The sequence below is a fragment of the Arthrobacter globiformis genome (assembly GCF_003261175.1).
Taxonomy (GTDB): Bacteria; Actinomycetota; Actinomycetes; order Actinomycetales; family Micrococcaceae; genus Arthrobacter; species Arthrobacter globiformis_A.
On record NZ_QLNP01000098.1, the window covers coordinates 16,525 to 32,858 of the forward strand.

Here is a 16,334-nt window from a genome sequence, read left to right on the forward strand (position 1 = left end):
AGTTGTTGCGACGCCTGTCAGGAGTTTATTGTCACGGGCGTAGCCGCCGTCAGCGGTGTGGGAGTCGCCGTGGTAGACGATGGTCTGGGGGCGCGGAAGGTGGATACGGGCGTTGGCTTTGCCCATGCCGAGGGTTACGGGGTCCATCAGGCGGCCTCAATTCCAGTCAGGTTGCCATCGGTGTAGGTGTACGTCCGGGTGACGCCGAGGCAGGTGTCCGTGGCTACCGTGCCATCCGTGTTGTAGGTGTACGTCGTGGTGATCCCGCCCTCGGTCACGAACGCCACCGTTCCGTCCGTGTTGTAGGTGATCGACTGGTCAGCGAAGGCGCTGGCATAAGTGGCATTTTGTTCACTCGAACGTGTCCCATTTGAATCTCGGCGAGACCGAGCGATCGTTATCTTTTTGTGATAAATACTCTTGTCCTGATTAAACTAGACCTTTCGCCACCGTCTCACCGAGGGAGAACGAACTATTTCACGCACCCGGCTGGATTCACTGACAGGTCTGCGGTTCATCGCGGCAATGCTCGTGGTTTCGTACCACGCGGCAGTGACGCTGGTGCCCGAGATGTACCCGCTCGTGTCCATGGGTCAGACCGGCGTGACGTTTTTCTTCATGCTTTCCGGGTTCGTGCTCGCCTGGTCCATGAACCCACGCACAACCAAACGAGAGTTCTACTGGCGCCGGTTCGCCCGGATCTGGCCGCTGCACGCGCTCACGGCACTGGCCGCCGTCGTCCTTGTTTTCGCCACCCAAGGTGACCAGTCCGCTCCCCAGCTCCTTGCCTCCCTTCTCCTCATTCAGGGCTGGCTCGGCGACCAGCACTGGGTCTATGCCTACAACGGTGTGTCGTGGTCGCTCTCGTGTGAAGCGTTCTTCTATGCGGTGTTCCCGTTTCTGGCGGTGCGGCTTTCACGCCTCGAACCGGGGAAGCTTTTCCGCCTCGGCGCCACGGTCTTCGTTGCTGCCGTGTCCTTCCTTGCCGTCCTGCTCGCGCTCGTCCCCGGCTTCGACTGGGGCGCCCTGTTCTACACGTTCCCCGCCTTCAGGATTGCCGAGTTCCTTGTGGGCGTGTGCCTGGCCATCGCCATGCGGAAAGGCTGGAAGCCCAGGTTCGGCATCGGCGTCGGCGCTGCCGCAGCCATCGGTTCGTTCCTCATTCTCGAGATCGTCGACGGCATCGCGCCCTGGCATACGGCGGGGCCGCTGGCGGGCGCGCTCTGCATCCCGGGTTTCGCCCTCCTGATTGCTGCCCATGCGGACCGTGACCGCTGCGGCGGCCGCCCCACCTTCGCCATGTCGCCTGCCGTGGTGAAGCTGGGCGAATGGTCGTTCGCCCTCTACCTGATCCACGAGCTCGTTCTGCGGACTGCCCTGGAACTCGGCCCGGAGAGCCTTGCCGAACGTGTGGTTTTTGCCGTCGTCGGAGTCGCAGTGTCCATCCCGCTGGCCGGTGCCGCCTACGCATTCTTTGAGCGTCCCGTCGAGGCCCGGCTGCGGACTCGGAGATCGGGTGGCGGGCCTGTGGCGGATAAGCCCGTACCGGGGAAGGTCCTGGTAGACCACTAGAGGCAGTTCCGGCGCGGAATCACCTTTGGCCCAGGGCGTGTCTTCATCCAGCTCCTGTGTCCCCACTTCCGGTGACAATCACTGCTGTTAGCTCGGCGCGGTGATGACCGGGTCGGTCCGGCTGGCTATCCTCTCGAAAGGTCCAAGGATGCCAACGGCGTTTATGGGGGGCCGTTGCTCCTTGTGCCGGGACGGACCCGTGTCCAAATCCTGCGCCCGATGCCCTAGGCAGCAGCCAGGGTAACCAGCTCGTACCGGCGGAGGCCCAAAGAGGAGCTGATTGCCCCGACCAGAGACTCCCAGGCCATGTAGGCCTCCGGATCCAGACTCAGGGCCTTCGTATGGCTGGGCACGTAGCCGAGCGAGCGGCGGTCATCATCGTAAATTTCCGCCGTCAGTCCTGACGCCTCGGCTTCCGGCGTCATTATCAGGATGGTCATGAGCGCTCCTCGGGGATCGGCGGGAAACCGCTGCGGTTCCGACGCCGCGCACAGACACGGGCGGGGGCCGTGATCCGACTAATTGTGGCCTTCTGCCCTCTGTTTGTAAGCGACGCGCCGCCGCGCAGACCAAAGATGTAGGTTCAAACAAATTGAGCAATCCTTGATTCTTTACACCCTCAGTTCCTGAGATTCACCGCGCATTCTTGTTCCAGCAAGACAACTTCCAAGCCACCACAAAGTCTGAGGGGACACATCATGAAGAACAGCACTCTGATCAAGGGAACCGCAGCTATCGCCGTTGGCGCAGCACTGCTGCTGGGCGGCGGCGGAACCCTGGCCGCATGGAACGCCGAAGCTACGGCGACTCCGGGCACCATCGTTTCCGGCGACCTGAACGTTACGGCAGCAGCCGGTGTCTGGACTGACCGCGCCGGAGCTACCATCGATATCAGCACCTACAAGGTTGTACCCGGCGACAAACTGACCTACACCCAGACGCTCACGGTTAAGCTCGTCGGCAACAAAATGGCAGCCGACATAACCCTGACCGGTGCAGACTCCGCCAACAACTTCACGGCGGACAACGTCATCGTCTCCGCTCTGCAGCTCAAGAACAGCGATGGCACCGCGGCATCGCGCTTGCTGCCCGTTGTCGGCAGCCCCACGCAGGCCGTGACCGCATCCACCAGCTTCGAATTCAAGAGCGCTACGGGCACACGCTCCGACATCAACACCAGCTACAACCTGGGGAACGTAAAGTACACCGTGCAGCAGGTTGTTGCCGGAGCTGGCCTGGTCGCCGCCCCGTAGTCTGATGGCGGCGGGTGGCTGAACGGTCACCCGCCAGCTGACGATCGGAATTAGGACCAGGAGGAACGCATGCGCATCAAGCGCTCTCTGCAGGCGGCGGCTCTTATCGCCGCAGCAGTGGTCCTGGGCCTCCTGACCGTGCAGGGGACTTACGCCCTCTGGAACGCGACCGCGTCAACAGCCCCTGGAACTGTCTCGTCGGCATCATTCGATGTGAAGATGACCGCCACGCCGAACAGCCAGATCACCACGAACATGACGCTGGCAAACGATAAGCCCGCCAACCTGACCATTACTCCCACCAGCACGCTGCTGCCGGGCGGATCGGCATATGGGGGAGTGGTGGTCACGAACAACACCAACGCCGGCGGATCCTTTGATACGGCCATCACGGCCACAAAGGGAATAGTGACCAGTACCGGAGACGGAAGCCTGGCACTGAATGTCAGCGTCAATGCCAAACTCGGCACTTCGGCGGCGGACTGCAGCATCGCCACCGGCTACACAGTCCTCGGAGCGTCCGGGCTGGTCTCTCCCCCCGTGATAAAAGGCGGATCCACGGTCCTCTGCTTCCAGATCACACTCAGTTCGAACGCCCCGCCATCTGTGAAAGGACAAGCAGTGAATATTCCCCTGACGCTCACCGCCAGTCAGCTCTGCGGGGTGCCCGGTGTCTGCTGACCTGACAGCACGGCCGGAACTTTCGGAACGCACTTCACGCAAGAAAACCCGCACGGCCGAACCGTCGCCGTCGAAGGCTACAGGCAGCGGGGGAAAGGACGGCGGGGCAGGGGCCGCCGTCGGACGCACTGCCAGCTTGTCCGCGATGCTGATCTCGTTGTTCGCGGCGGCGGTCCTGATCGTGATCCCGGTGGCAACCGGATCGCATACCTACACCATCCTCACCCAGTCCATGGTGCAGAAGTTCCCACCGGGGACGTTCATGGTGATGAAACCCGCGCCGTTCGACGAGCTGAAGTACGGGGATGTCATCACCTTTCAGCTGTACTCCGGCCGTCCGGAGGTGGAAACCCACCGGGTTGTTGGCTTCGGGGCCACCCAGCAGGGTGAAAAGACCCTGATCACCAGGGGCGACAACAACGGCGCCAACGATCCCGAGCCAGTCCGTGCCATCCAGGTCAAGGGCAAGCTCTTCTACGCTGTCCCTTACGTTGGTTTCCTGGCCAACGCCCTGGGCAACTCCGACCGGGACACTTGGGCGGTCGTCGCCGCCCTGGCACTCATCGGATACGGCGCCATCACAGTCTTCAAGGCCGTCCGCCGGCCGCGGAACCGCCAGACTCCTGCTGGGGTGGAATAGATGCTCCGGTTCCGGAACCTGCCAGGGACCGCTGCGGCCGTCTGCGTCTTCGTACTCACCGTCATGATGGGGTTCGGAGGCGCGGCTGCCTCTGCCCTGTGGCAACAAAGCGCGACAGCCACCATGACAGTGACCGCGGCGGCGACGTGGCCGGCACCCGCCTTCACGGGGTTCAGCTGTGGCAATGACAACAACAAAACGCACGCGACGCTGACCGCCACCGGAACGAAGCCCCCCGTCTCCCTGACCTATTCTGCTCTCCAGACCAACGGAACCTACGGACCCTCTTATTCCGACTATGTGACCCTGGGCATCACGAGCACTGTGGCCCTAACCATGACCTCGCCGATGATCGTCGCCAACAGGTCCACTTCACAGCTCACCATCAGGGTAATTGCCACCTACTCCGACCACACTGAGACCACCGCCACCGCAGTGGTGCAGCTCGAACAAGGCAACAACAGCAACAAAGTTACCTGCATCTCGTCCCTGGCCTAACCCTGCGCCGTACAAGCGGCAGCAATAGGAGCAGGCGCGGCATGGTCCACGAACTGGTGCTGCGGACAGCCCTGGAACTCGGCCCGGTGAGCCTGGCCGAGCCTGTCATGTTCGCCGTCGTCGGAATAGCGGTGTCCATCCCGCTGGCCGGCGCTGCCTACTCCTTCTTTGAGCGTCCCCTAGAGGCCCGGCTCCGGAACAGGGGTTCGGGCGGCGGTCCGGTGGCGGATACGTTGGAGCCCGAGAAGGTCCTGGTCGCTAAGTAGCGCTTGCAGGACTTGTCTCGCTGCGCTTTGGGACCCTATCCGGCGATGTTCATCGGGAGCCATCCGGCGCCTATGTAATGGCGAGGGACCCATGCGCCCCTGCCGGTCCCGTAGTAGTAGAGACGACCGCTGGCGTCCCTGGCGATCAGTCCTTGAGTGCCAGCCCCGGCGTAGTCCCTGATGCTCTGCACGGAAAAGGAACCCCAGCCGCTGCCGATGGCCTGCCGGGCCTCAGACTTGAAACTGCCGTAGCCGTCCGTCCGGTACAGGAGCAGCTTGCCGGCACTGTCCTTCGCAAGGATGTCGAGGCTGCCGTCCTTGTCCCAGTCCAGGAGGCTTACGCCAAGAGCGTTCCACCCACTCCCCTTGAGGGTCCGGCCGTTGATGCCCGTCCCGTACAGGTTGCTGTAGTTCCACAGGTAGCCATCGGAACCCTTGGCGATGATGGACGGGTACTTGTCAGTCTTCGTGAACTTGCCGACTGCCACATCGTAGGAACCCCAGCCCTGGCCAATGACCTTCGCTGCGGAGAGGGTGCCGTTATTTGAACCAAAACTGACCGACAGATTGCCGGACTTCCACTGCGTGAGGATGTCGGCGACGCCATCAGCGTTCCAGTCAACGTTGAAGTGCTCCTTCACCGGTGCGTAACCGCTGGAGAAGATGGACTTGCGGCCGGTTGCTGACTTGTTCCCGTAGTCCCAGAGGACTCCGGTCCGGGTGTCGATGGCCAGCAGGTCGCCGGGCTTCACCAATGGCGGCCTCCCGGCAAAGTAGTCAGCCGGCGAGGTGTAGGTGCCCGCTGGACTGCTGTTGTACCTGAACAGGTTTGCGGTGCCGTAGGCGGCGTACCGTTTTGGGGTGGAGAAATTGCCGTCCGTGTAGGCAACACCGATGCCGACAGTGGTCATGTCCGGGCGGGACATGATGGCGTTGTGGGGTGCCGAGTTGATCCACTGGTCCACGAGGCCCTGGCCCGACCGGTCCCAGCGCGCTGCGATGATCTCGCTTGCGGCAACATACCCTTCCGGGGCGCCCGTAACGTAATCAGGGTTGTGGGAGAACGTGTCCGTGGCCGCCATAGTGTCCGACCACTTCTGGGAAATGGCGGAGATCGGCACGCTGAAGGTCAGCGGTTTGAGTCCCTTGGAGGCGCGGAACGCGTTGATCCCATTGAACGTGTCGATGATGGTCTGCTGGTTGCTGTCGTGGACGACGTTCTCCGCCGAGCTCGGCGTGAACCCAGCTGCGCCGGCAGCGGGAGCGGTGGTGGCTATGGTTGCTGCCGCCACGGCAATCCCGGCAACCACTCGGAGAGTTACGGTAGGTCGCCAGCCACGCTGCAGGCGCGCTGAAGGAGCAGAATTGCTAAACATGATTCCCCCATGAAAAGTGATAGTTCGCAACGTGGCGATGAGACACGGTAACACCACCCTGGTTCGGCAACTACCTTTTGGGCCGGTCCGGCACGGCCCTAAGGTCCCCCGTGCCGGGGAGTAACCTGCGGTTGTCCGCGAGCCGCAAAGCGTAGACTCGTCCTGAACGCGGCGGGGGCCGCGTCCCAGGATTGCGTTCCAGCGGCAGCGCCTGAAGGACGCCGGACAGGATGGTCTCGATGTTTGTCATGCGCCGAACACGCTTCTCTGCCCTCATGACGTCCGCCGGCATCGCCGCGCTTGTGGCCACGGCCGTCATCGCGCCCCCTGCAACGGCCGCCGATGACCCGGTAACCCCAACGCCGGCCCACTCGTTTGCGTCCGTTCCGCGCCGGCCCTCGGTGGCCACCCCGCCCACCGACCAGTTCATCGTCAAATTCAAGGACCATGCCCGGTCAGGCTCTGCACTCCGTGCCCAGTCCCTCAGCCGGGCCGCCGCCAAGCTCGGGGCCACCGCCAAGGAGGTCCGCGCCACGGCCAGCGGAGCCCGCGTGGTGCGCACCAGCAAGGAACTGGGCGACGGCGATGCGGACAAGCTGCTCGTCGCACTGCGGGCTGATCCGGCAGTTGCCTACGCCGAGCCGGACGTGAGGCTGCAGGCTAAAGCCGCCAACCCAAACGATCCCGCGTTCAACGACCAGTGGAATCTGTCCCTGAAGACGGGCGGCATCCGGGCCACCCGGGCCTGGGACGTTACCCAGGGCGCCGGGCAGGTGGTGGCCGTCGTCGACACCGGCATAACCAGCCATGTTGATCTGGACGCGAACGTGCTGGACGGCTACGACATGATCACGGACCCGGCCATATCCGGCGACAACGATGGCCGCGACTCCGACGCCACAGACCCGGGTGACTTCTCAGCTGATAACCAGTGCGGCGGGGGAGTCCCGGGATCGCCTTTCTCCTCCTGGCATGGCACCCACGTGGCCGGCATCATCGCCGCAGTCACCAACAACCGGGTGGGCATGGCAGGTGCAGCGCCCGGAGCCAAAATCCTCCCGGTGCGTGTGCTCGGGCCGTGCGGTGGCACAGTGTCGGACATTGCCGACGCCATTCTCTGGGCCTCGGGGGCGCCGGTCGCCGACGCGCCACTAAACCTTCATCCTGCACGGGTGATCAACCTGAGCCTGGGCGGCCCCGGCGTGTGCCCGCAAACTTTCCAGGAGGCCATCGACACCGCCACGGCCAGGGGATCGGTAGTGGTGGCGGCAGCCGGCAACGAGATGGCCCAGGCCTCCGACGCCAACCCTGCGAACTGCCGGAACGTCGTCAGCGTCGCTGCCAGCGGCAGCACCGGAGCTCTGGCGCCCTACTCAAACTTCGGTCCCGGCGTCGACATCACCGCCCCCGGCGGCGACATGAGGCCGACGACGGCTAACGATCCCAATAGCGGCGATCCCAATGGCATTCTGTCCACGGAAAACGACGGCGAGACAACGGCAACGGACACGCCGGGAACTAATTACTACTGGTCAGAAGGCACCTCTTTCGCTACACCGCACGTGTCGGCTGCGGCCGCGTTGCTTATGGCGCAGATGGGCCCGACGGCGACACCGGCCGCCGTCGTCACCCGCCTCCAGCGCACCGCGCGGCCCATTACCGGCGGCTGCCCGCAGGGCTGCGGCGCCGGGCTCCTGGACGCCGCCAGTGCAGTGCTTCACTTCAGTACGGTGATTGCCGCCGGGGACTTCACCGGCGACGGCAAGGCGGACGTCCTGGCCCGTGAAAATTCCGGGTTCCTGTGGCTCTACCCGGGCAACGGCCGCGGCGGCTGGCTGGCGCGCCAGCAGGTGGGCTCCGGCTGGAACGTCTTCAGCTCGGTCATTGCCCCTGGCGACTTCAACGGCGACCGGCGGACTGACATTCTGGCCCGGGACATGGCCGGCGAACTGTGGCTGTACCCGGGCAACGGCCGCGGCGGCTGGCTGCCCAGGACCAAGGTGGGGTCCGGCTGGCAGTCCTTCACCGCGATCGTCGGTCCGGGGGACCTTAACGGCGACGGGAAAGCCGACGTCCTGGCCCGCGACACGTCAGGCACCCTCTGGCTCTATCCCGGCAACGGCCGGGGCGGCTGGCTCACCAAGACGAAGGCAGGCTCCGGCTGGAACGTCATGACCGCCGTCGTGGGCCCCGGTGACTTCAATGGTGACCGGAAAGCGGACGTCCTGGCCCGCGACGGGTCGGGCACCCTCTGGCTCTATCCCGGCAACGGCCGCGGCGGCTGGTTCCCCCGGACCAAGCCGGGCGCAGGCTGGAACGCCATGACCGCCATCGCCGGCCGGGGCGACTACAGCGGCGACGCGAAGACCGATCTCCTGGCCGTGGACACCAACGGGACGCTATGGCTCTACCGGGGCAGCGGGACCGGCGGATTCCTGGGCCGGACCGCCGTGGGGGCCGGCTGGGGGTAGTTCACAGCGCGAACGTACAGCTGGGCCGCAGGTCCTGGGGCTAGTTGTATTACCTACGATCCGTAATGCTTCGATGCATTTATCTGCCTCATTATGGGTACGTGACAGCATACCTGCTGGTCACCGCGCGCCCGAGGAACCAAGTAGTAAGCGATGCTGAAAAACGAGTACTCGTTGTGCGTGCGCTATAGTTGCGCCTCACCTAGGCTAGGTAGTCCGAAAGTCCTCTAGCCACAGGGGCACAATCGCGGCAAGGCCAGAGGGGGCCTCTGCGCGGAGAGACCAGAAATGGAATCCGCGCCCACTCTTCACAACACGCTGCACGGTGAGGTGCGGCCACAATCAAAGCAAAAGCAGGAATAGCTCCGAACTTGCGATGTCCGGAGGCTGCCTCGCTGAGGTTCCAGACCCGCGCGGAATGCGCTGGCGAGGAATTCACGTGCGTGACACACGCAATGTGTATTCTCAAGAAGTTCTCATAAAAAGATTTTGTAGAAATAAACAGGAAACGTCTTTTCAGTTCGCGCATTCATCGGTTAGGGTGGTTCCCACGCCGCTTTCACCGAGAATAACTGAAAGGGCGGGGGTGCTGTTCAACCCCATTGGTTCCGGTCACAGTCACTGATCCACTGTTATTGAACAGGTATCCCACCAGGCACACGAATTGTGCCGCTTGCAACCATGGCTCTTCCAAATAACAGGCACAAAGTAGTCCGCTGCCTGACGTTTGATCGGCATGGGAAAAGTATCCAAGTGCAGCTGAAGCAGCATGACGGCACGCTCGGATCAATAACCGTTGACTGCGCCCAGGGGTGTACTGCGCCCAGGCGAAAGAGCGCCGCAATGATGCGGGCCTTTCTGCTCGGCGGTTCCTTTTGGATATTTACTCGCTAGGAAACCATTCCAATGAATACAGCATCTCGCCTTATCAGCACCGCTGTGCTCGCCGCGGGCCTGACCCTCGGCAGCGCAGCACTCACTGCCGGAGCTGCTTCTGCGGACGCAGGGCCGACGACGACCTATTCGTCCACGCAGCACAGCAGCTACGACAAAGACGGCTTTGATAAGGCCGGCTTCAACCGCCAGGGCAAGGACTGCAACGGCCACTGGAGGCACTGGGGCAAGGACAAAGGCAAGCATCATGACAAGGGCAAGTGCCACGGCAACCTACCCAAGTACCCGCATCCCAAGGATCCGGTCCACCCCATCTACCCGCAGCGCTAGTTCCGCATAAGGCTGCGGCCCCCAGCAGCGTTAATTCCGCTGGGTCATCATGGCTTTTTCGATTATGAAAAAGCCGATCCCAAATAGAACTCGCTGATTGGTCATGCGCTTTTTCGGTCGATGAAACATAATGCGATGACGGACGCCGTGATTGTGCAAAGCCGGGTAGTAAGAAAATTTCGACCGAATTAGAGATTGGGTCTTTTCAAAATCGGAATTCGTCGGTAGCGTAGTTATTAGCCCCAAGACACATCGGGGAAGCGGAAAGATTTGGGCTACTGTTTCAGTCCATTGGTTTAGTCAACATTGACCGCTCCACTGCTTGAACAGGTATCCCGCCGAGCACGGTATCGTGCTCACTCGCAACCAGGGCTCTCCAGAACAATAGGCGCAAGAGTTATTCATCGCCTGACGTTCTACGGCCATGGGAAAACTATCCAAGTGCGGTGCTGATTCGCCGTAATTGATCGCTTGGACAAATAACCGTAGAAACCTGCAGGGTGAAGTGCGCCCAGATAACGCACATTCGCAATGTCGCGCACCCTACTGGTCTACGGCTCCTTATGAATAACAACTTGCAAGGAAACAACTCCAATGAACACAGCATCTCGCCTCATCACCACCACCGTTCTCGCCGCAGGCTTGACCTTCGGCGGCGCGGCCCTCACTGCCGGAGCTGCTTCTGCGGACATCGGGTCGAAGACGACCTATTCGTCCACGCAGCACAGCAAGTACGACAGCCACGGCTACGACAACAAGGGCTACGACAAGTGGGGCTACGACAAGTGGGGCTACAACAAGAACGGCAAGGACTGCAAGGGCTACGACCGTAATTGGAACAAGCATTACAACAAGGGACGGGCCCACAATCGGCCCGGTCATCCGGGGTACGGTGACTACAAGCCGGGCAAGCCGGGTTACGGCAATAACAAGCCGGGCAAGCCGGGTTACGGCAACAACAAGCCGGGCAAGCCGGGTTACGGCAACAACAAGCCGGGCAAGCCGGGTTACGGCAATAACAAGCCGGGCAAGCCGGGTTACGGCAATAACAAGCCGGGCAAGCCGGGTTACGGCAATAACAAGCCGGGCAAGCCGGGTTACGGCAATAACAAGCCGGGCAAGCCGGGTTACGGCAACAACAAGCCGGGCAAGCCGGGTTACGGCAATAACAAGCCGGGCAAGCCGGGTTACGGCAATAACAAGCCGGGCAAGCCGGGTTACGGCAACAACAAGCCGGGCAAGCCGGGTTACGGCAACAACAAGCCGGGCAAGCCGGGCTACGGCAACAACAAGCCAGGCTACCCGAGCAAGCCGGCGCCCCGTCGCTAGCCCCGCGTAACCTACCCAGCACGCACAAAAGGTTTGACTCCGCGGGGCCGTTCTCACCAGCGTCCCCGCGGAATCAAAATAAAGGAAGCGGTCTCTTGCGCGCCTGCGGAGGCCGCTTCTGGCGTGCATGCCCATCGCGAGCTTCACAGCCTCATCACAGCACGGCGACAGAAGGGCCAAAGGCCTGGCGGACAGGATTAGGGAGAAAGCTCCGGGAAGCATCGGAGCGGTACCCCTGAGGAGCCCCACATGCACACGGAGTCCAGCCACAATCCTGTCGCTCACACCGACGAGCCGCACGGTACGGCCCCTCTGCCCATGGTTCCTCCTGCCACTGCCCCGTCGGCTTTTGGTCCCGTGCCCCCTGCGCCGCCTGTTCCACCGGTCCGGCTACGGGACAAGAAGAGGGTTGGCCCCGCAGTCTTCGTCACCTGCCTTGTGGCGGCCGGACTCCTGGGCGGCGGGGTGGCTTCCGGTGTTTCAGCACTGTGGCCCGACGCGCCAGCACAGGCAGCCACCACGGCGCAGGCGGCGATCGGCCCGGTCATCGTCAACAACACGGAGAGCGTCAACGCCGTCACCGCCGCCGCGCAGAAGGCCTCACCCAGCGTGGTGACCATCAGCGTCAGCTCCGGCAGTTCAGGTGGCACCGGATCGGGCATCATCCTGGACACGGAGGGCCACATCCTCACCAACACCCACGTGGTGACACTGGACGGGGCAGCGGCGGATGCCGCCGTCGAGGTCCGCACCAGCGACGGGCAGGTCTACAAGGCCACCATCGTAGGCATCGACCCGCTCTCCGACCTGGCCGTCATCAAGATCAATGCCGCCGGGCTGACCCCGGCAACCCTCGGTGACTCGTCTGCTGTCAACGTCGGTGACGCCGCCATAGCGATCGGCGCACCCCTGGGACTCAGCGGCACCGTCACGGACGGGATCGTCTCCGCCGTGAACCGCACCATCGAGACGGAGTCCTCCGCCACCACCGATGGATCCTCGTCCCAGGGCGGAAGCGCGTCGCAGAACCCGTTCGGTTCCCAGTCCGGCATCTCGGCCCCCGCGCAGGACTCCATCAGCATCAACGTCATCCAGACGGACGCAGCCATCAACCCCGGCAACTCCGGCGGCGCCCTGGTGAACGGGCAGGGCGAGATCATCGGCGTCAACGTGGCCATCGCATCGGCGGGCTCGTCGTCCTCGTCGAGCTCGAGCGGCAACATCGGCGTCGGCTTCTCCATCCCGATCAATCAGGCGAAGAGGGTGGCGGAGGAGATCATCTCCACGGGCAAGGCAACCCATGGCCAGCTGGGACTGTCCGTTCAGGACAAAACGTCAGGGTCGTCGTCGGACTTCACCGCCGGCGCCGAGGTGGCCTCGGTGACCTCCGGGTCCGCGGCGGATAAGGCCGGGCTGCAGGCCGGCGACGTGGTGACCGGGCTGGGCGGCCGGACCGTGACGGACGCCTCCGAGCTGACGGCAGCCGCCCGCGAGCAGGCCGCCGGATCCACCGTGAAGATCACCTTCCAGCGCAACGGCCAGGAGCAGACCGCGGACATCACGCTGGATGCGGCGTCCTGAACCATCACCAGCGGCGCAGTTGTAATGCGTTCAGTGAATACGTCGATTTCCTAGTGGGTCCTGTGCCGGCGCTCCTTCACGCTCGCATGCTGGGCGCACCTAGCCGCTGCAGTCCACCTTAAAAATGACGTCCGGTGAATCGGAAGAAAAGTGGAAACGGACGCTCTGATTTGGTGTAGCCCCCATGCTGACCAGCGTTGTTTTCTCATCGTCGAGAGTCAATAGCCCCGTGGAGGCTCTGACCAGCAGAAGATTGAAGTGGACCACGTATTTACTGCCCTGCGCCCCCGTCCCCTTGCCGTGAATGATGAGGCTGGTCCTGAACGAGCCGTCGGCGTTTAGCTTGTCTATTGTGACCGCGTTGCCAGTGAAACTGACGAGTTCCCGGCCGTGGTCTTAGATGTCTAGGCTTGACAATCCGCTGGCACCACGGCCGGTGCGCTGCCTGCGACTTCACGTTCGCTGGACAGGCTCAATGAGCTGGTCCACTCGCCGGTCCGCTTTTCCATCATGGCAGCGCTGGCTCGTGCGGAATCCCTGGACTTCAAGGACCCCCGTGACGCCATCCAGGTCAGCGATTCCGTGCTCAGCAAACAGCTGTCCAACCGGGAACAGGCCGGCAATGTAAAGATCAAAAAGACGTTCGCGGGAATGCTGCCTCGAACGTCGGCGAGTTTGACCCCGAGCGGACGCGAGGCTTGGGCTGTTCCTGCGCCAGACTGCCGTAGGTGCTGGTTGGAGATAGGCGTCCCCGTCACTCGTCCGTGGCCTGGATCTCAACATTCTCAAGCGTCACGGCACCATGCTGGATCTTGTCCGCCAGGCCATTCTGGATGGCCAGCGCCAGGATGTGGCCGGCATTCACCGGGTCCTGCGCCACCTGGGCCGGGGCTGTCATGTCCGGCTCCTCGTCCGTGGTGTACAGGGGGGTAGCCAGGGCCGCGGCCTGAATCGCGCTGGCGTCAGCCTTGATGTCGATTACGAGCGAAATCCGAAGATGGGTCATGGCGTGTTCTCCTCATCCGAAGGGTGCCCGGGGTTTGAACTGTACCGCCTGCTGCCGGGAAGGTGAATGGCAAAAGGGCGCCCGCGCCCGCGCCCGTCGAGCCGGCCTCGGCTGCAGGGCTGGCAGCTGCTTTCATCTTCCGGTGGGTGCTGCGTTGCTTTGTTTCGTCCGGAAACGGCTGAGCCCGACGGGTACCGACCTGGTCATCGTCGGGCAATCAAAGTTTGAGGAAATAGGTGCTCACAGCGAAAGTCGGGCGTATTATATTGAAGTACCGGATCCAAGGAATGAGCCTTGAAAACGAATCCGGCCTCCAGGTCTCCCGTAGTTTAAGGGAGCCTTTTTTAATTTGGGGCAAACGGCTGACTCAGCCTGCCAGTGTAGGGATCGGCCAGCGCTGCCCGCCCACAAAACAAATTTGCAGAAATGCAGGAGAAAGAAATGACTACAACTCCGACGACCCGTAGCCGCCGTTCCTTCGCCGCCCGGCTGGCGATGATTTCGACAGTTTCCTTGGGTCTGCTCGCTGGCCCCATCGCCATGGCCGCACCAGCTACAGCGTCGAACGATCATTCCAGAAAAGCCGAGTGCACCGTCAAGGCGCTCGACCCGTACAAAAAGGACAATGGGCGGAACGCCATGAGCCGCGACAACCGCAAGGACCGTGATGTACGGGTTGCGTTCGCGTTCAGGATCCACTGCGACAAGGACGCCGATGTTCGCTACAACCAGAAGATGTTCCAGGTGCACAACCGCTGGGACAACGAGAAAATCGGGGACGCCTGGGATACCGTCTCGGTTTCGGGCCGCCACGACAAGATCATCAATGTGGAGAAGGTAACTGCTGACCGGGGCGACCACTTCGTCAAGGTCTACCACACTGTTCGGATCCGTGTGGAGGACAATGGCCATCGTGGCCACGGGAACGGGAACGGCTCGTCCGATTTCAGCCGCAGTGACACCGTTAAGATCTGGGTCAACAACAACCATAAGTAGGAGTCCGCGGACTTTACGCTGACTGACTAGCGACTGGGAGGACGACGGCGGCACCGCAAGTGCCGCCGTCGTCCTCTGTCCGCACGACTTCCCCGAAGCGGTGCCCGGCTTTCTGCTGCGTGCGGCCGGCGGCCGGCGGCCGAATGGCTGGCCTCTGGCACCCGGGTAGGTAAGTAGTGGATGGGACCTAAATTCGAGTACTCTTCCGGGGTGCGTTCATGTTGCATGTCCCATAGGGTAGATACAACCCAAAAGACCCCACATCACAGGGGCGGCATCGCGGCAAGGCCAGCTGGGCGCCTTTGCGCGGATAAAACCATAACGAAATCCGTGCATCCTTTTCTTTGTACGCCATCAACGCAGAACTTTGACGTGCCTAATCTCGGATTGACGAAGAAACCGCACGCTGACAAATAAATAACAGTGCAACAAAAGAACGCCGGGCACTCGAACATGCTCACTCGCAACGCCTGCTCATTGCATCGCATGACGTTGGATCGGGAGCATGGGAAATACTATCCAGGTGCGGTGTTAATCGACGCCGTAATTCGAATCAAAGCCTGGGTAAACGGACGCAGGCAGCACCTCCAAGGGTGAAGTGCGCACATGCGATGTGCGCTGCAATGTTGCGCACCCTGCAGCTCTGCGCCTCCTTATGAGCTACACCCGCTAGGACCACTTTCCATGAACACAGCATCTCGCGTTATCAGCACTACTGTTCTCGCCGCAGGCTTGACTCTCGGTGGCGCCGCACTCACTGCCGGAGCCGCTTCTGCTGACACTGGATCGAAGACGACCCAGAGCTATTCGTCGCAGCACAGGTACGACAACGGAGGGTACGACCGCGACGGCTACGACCGCTCTGGCTACGACCGTCACGGGTATGACCGTCACGGCTGTGACCGTCACGGGTATGACCGTCACGGTCATGACCGTCACGGGTATGACCGTCGCGGGTATGACCGCAACGGCTACGACCGTAATGGGTATGACCGCCGCGGCTACGACCACCGCGGTTACGACCGCTCGGGTTACGACTGCCACGGCAAGGACCGCCACGGTCACGGCCGTGACTGGGATAAGGACAAGAGGGGAGACTACCGGGACGGCAAGCACAAGGGAGGGCACGACAACCAGCCCAAGCGCCCGCATCGGTAGACCCCGGTAGCCGCCTCGGCGCGGCACGCGACGTTTGATTCCCGCAGGACCGTTCACACCGCCGCTCCCGCGGATTCAAATCAGAAAGAAGCGGTCTTCGCCTCGCACGGCGGAGACCGCTTCTGCGGTCCAACGGCACAGGTCCATCGCATCCGCGGGGTCGTCGTCGTCGGGTTCGAAACTGGTTACAGGTTCTCCGGGGCGTGGACACCGCGCAGGTGGCATAGCAGTGCCAGCCCAGGGTTGTCTGGGTGCAATGCGGTGTTTCGCAGCAGTGACGCCC

Annotated in this window: 16 protein-coding genes and 1 pseudogene; 13 read left to right on the forward strand and 4 right to left on the reverse strand. The window is 62.5% G+C overall.

Annotated features, from left to right (window positions below; genetic code table 11):
* Positions 1-146: 146 nt before the first annotated feature.
* A complete protein-coding gene (locus tag DBZ45_RS23410; protein WP_262982868.1) occupies positions 147-278 on the reverse strand; it encodes a hypothetical protein in 132 nt (43 codons plus the stop codon).
* 220 nt (positions 279-498) lie between these two features.
* On the opposite strand from DBZ45_RS23410, the gene DBZ45_RS16650 reads away from it, so the two are divergent.
* Positions 499-1,572, forward strand: a complete 1,074-nt coding sequence (locus tag DBZ45_RS16650; RefSeq protein ID WP_262982873.1) for an acyltransferase family protein — start codon at positions 499-501, stop codon at positions 1,570-1,572.
* A 224-nt stretch (positions 1,573-1,796) separates the two neighbouring features.
* Here the strand turns inward: DBZ45_RS16650 and DBZ45_RS16655 are convergent, their stop codons facing one another.
* Positions 1,797-2,012 carry a hypothetical protein gene (locus tag DBZ45_RS16655; RefSeq protein WP_223257126.1) on the reverse strand — a complete coding sequence of 72 codons (216 nt, stop codon included), beginning with the start codon at positions 2,010-2,012 and terminating at the stop codon, positions 1,797-1,799.
* A gap of 258 nt (positions 2,013-2,270) precedes the next feature.
* Here DBZ45_RS16655 and DBZ45_RS16660 point away from each other — a divergent pair, with 258 nt between their 5' ends.
* The 5 genes from DBZ45_RS16660 (at position 2,271) to DBZ45_RS16680 (ending at position 4,910) form a co-directional block, all read left to right on the forward strand.
* On the forward strand, positions 2,271-2,825 hold the full coding sequence (locus DBZ45_RS16660; RefSeq protein WP_111904989.1) for an alternate-type signal peptide domain-containing protein: 555 nt from the start codon (positions 2,271-2,273) through the stop codon (positions 2,823-2,825).
* Between the two features lie 69 nt (positions 2,826-2,894).
* Positions 2,895-3,506, forward strand: coding sequence for a hypothetical protein (locus DBZ45_RS16665; RefSeq protein ID WP_111904990.1), 612 nt, complete (start codon positions 2,895-2,897; stop codon positions 3,504-3,506).
* Positions 3,496-4,146, forward strand: coding sequence for a signal peptidase I (locus DBZ45_RS16670; protein ID WP_111904991.1), 651 nt, complete (start codon positions 3,496-3,498; stop codon positions 4,144-4,146). Before DBZ45_RS16665 ends, DBZ45_RS16670 begins: the two co-directional genes overlap by 11 nt.
* Complete coding sequence (locus DBZ45_RS16675) at positions 4,147-4,644, forward strand: hypothetical protein (RefSeq protein ID WP_111904992.1); 498 nt, start codon at positions 4,147-4,149, stop codon at positions 4,642-4,644.
* Positions 4,645-4,685: 41 nt separating this feature from the next.
* The gene (locus DBZ45_RS16680) at positions 4,686-4,910 is read left to right on the forward strand and encodes a hypothetical protein (protein WP_111904993.1); all 225 of its coding nucleotides are present in this window, start codon (positions 4,686-4,688) and stop codon (positions 4,908-4,910) included.
* A gap of 35 nt (positions 4,911-4,945) precedes the next feature.
* Here the strand turns inward: DBZ45_RS16680 and DBZ45_RS16685 are convergent, their stop codons facing one another.
* Entirely contained in the window at positions 4,946-6,202 is a 1,257-nt protein-coding gene (locus DBZ45_RS16685) for a CAP domain-containing protein (RefSeq protein ID WP_190243167.1), read from the reverse strand.
* A 314-nt stretch (positions 6,203-6,516) separates the two neighbouring features.
* On the opposite strand from DBZ45_RS16685, the gene DBZ45_RS16690 reads away from it, so the two are divergent.
* The 5 genes and pseudogenes from DBZ45_RS16690 to DBZ45_RS23295 form a co-directional block, all read left to right on the forward strand.
* Positions 6,517-8,757, forward strand: a complete 2,241-nt coding sequence (locus DBZ45_RS16690; RefSeq protein ID WP_223257127.1) for a S8 family serine peptidase — start codon at positions 6,517-6,519, stop codon at positions 8,755-8,757.
* 906 nt (positions 8,758-9,663) lie between these two features.
* Entirely contained in the window at positions 9,664-9,981 is a 318-nt protein-coding gene (locus DBZ45_RS16695; protein ID WP_111904996.1) for a hypothetical protein, read from the forward strand.
* A 594-nt stretch (positions 9,982-10,575) separates the two neighbouring features.
* A complete protein-coding gene (locus DBZ45_RS16700; protein WP_111904997.1) occupies positions 10,576-11,310 on the forward strand; it encodes a hypothetical protein in 735 nt (244 codons plus the stop codon).
* 249 nt (positions 11,311-11,559) lie between these two features.
* Positions 11,560-12,891, forward strand: coding sequence for a S1C family serine protease (locus tag DBZ45_RS16705; RefSeq protein ID WP_111904998.1), 1,332 nt, complete (start codon positions 11,560-11,562; stop codon positions 12,889-12,891).
* Between the two features lie 507 nt (positions 12,892-13,398).
* Positions 13,399-13,584, forward strand: a pseudogene (locus DBZ45_RS23295) (transcriptional regulator); the annotation flags it as partial.
* Positions 13,585-13,645: 61 nt separating this feature from the next.
* On the opposite strand, the gene DBZ45_RS23300 reads toward DBZ45_RS23295, so the two are convergent.
* Positions 13,646-13,897, reverse strand: a complete 252-nt coding sequence (locus DBZ45_RS23300; protein ID WP_223257128.1) for a hypothetical protein — start codon at positions 13,895-13,897, stop codon at positions 13,646-13,648.
* Between the two features lie 441 nt (positions 13,898-14,338).
* Here DBZ45_RS23300 and DBZ45_RS16715 point away from each other — a divergent pair, with 441 nt between their 5' ends.
* On the forward strand, positions 14,339-14,893 hold the full coding sequence (locus DBZ45_RS16715; RefSeq protein WP_111905000.1) for a hypothetical protein: 555 nt from the start codon (positions 14,339-14,341) through the stop codon (positions 14,891-14,893).
* Between the two features lie 684 nt (positions 14,894-15,577).
* A complete protein-coding gene (locus DBZ45_RS22735) occupies positions 15,578-16,051 on the forward strand; it encodes a hypothetical protein (RefSeq protein WP_146617534.1) in 474 nt (157 codons plus the stop codon).
* Positions 16,052-16,334 lie beyond the last annotated feature (283 nt).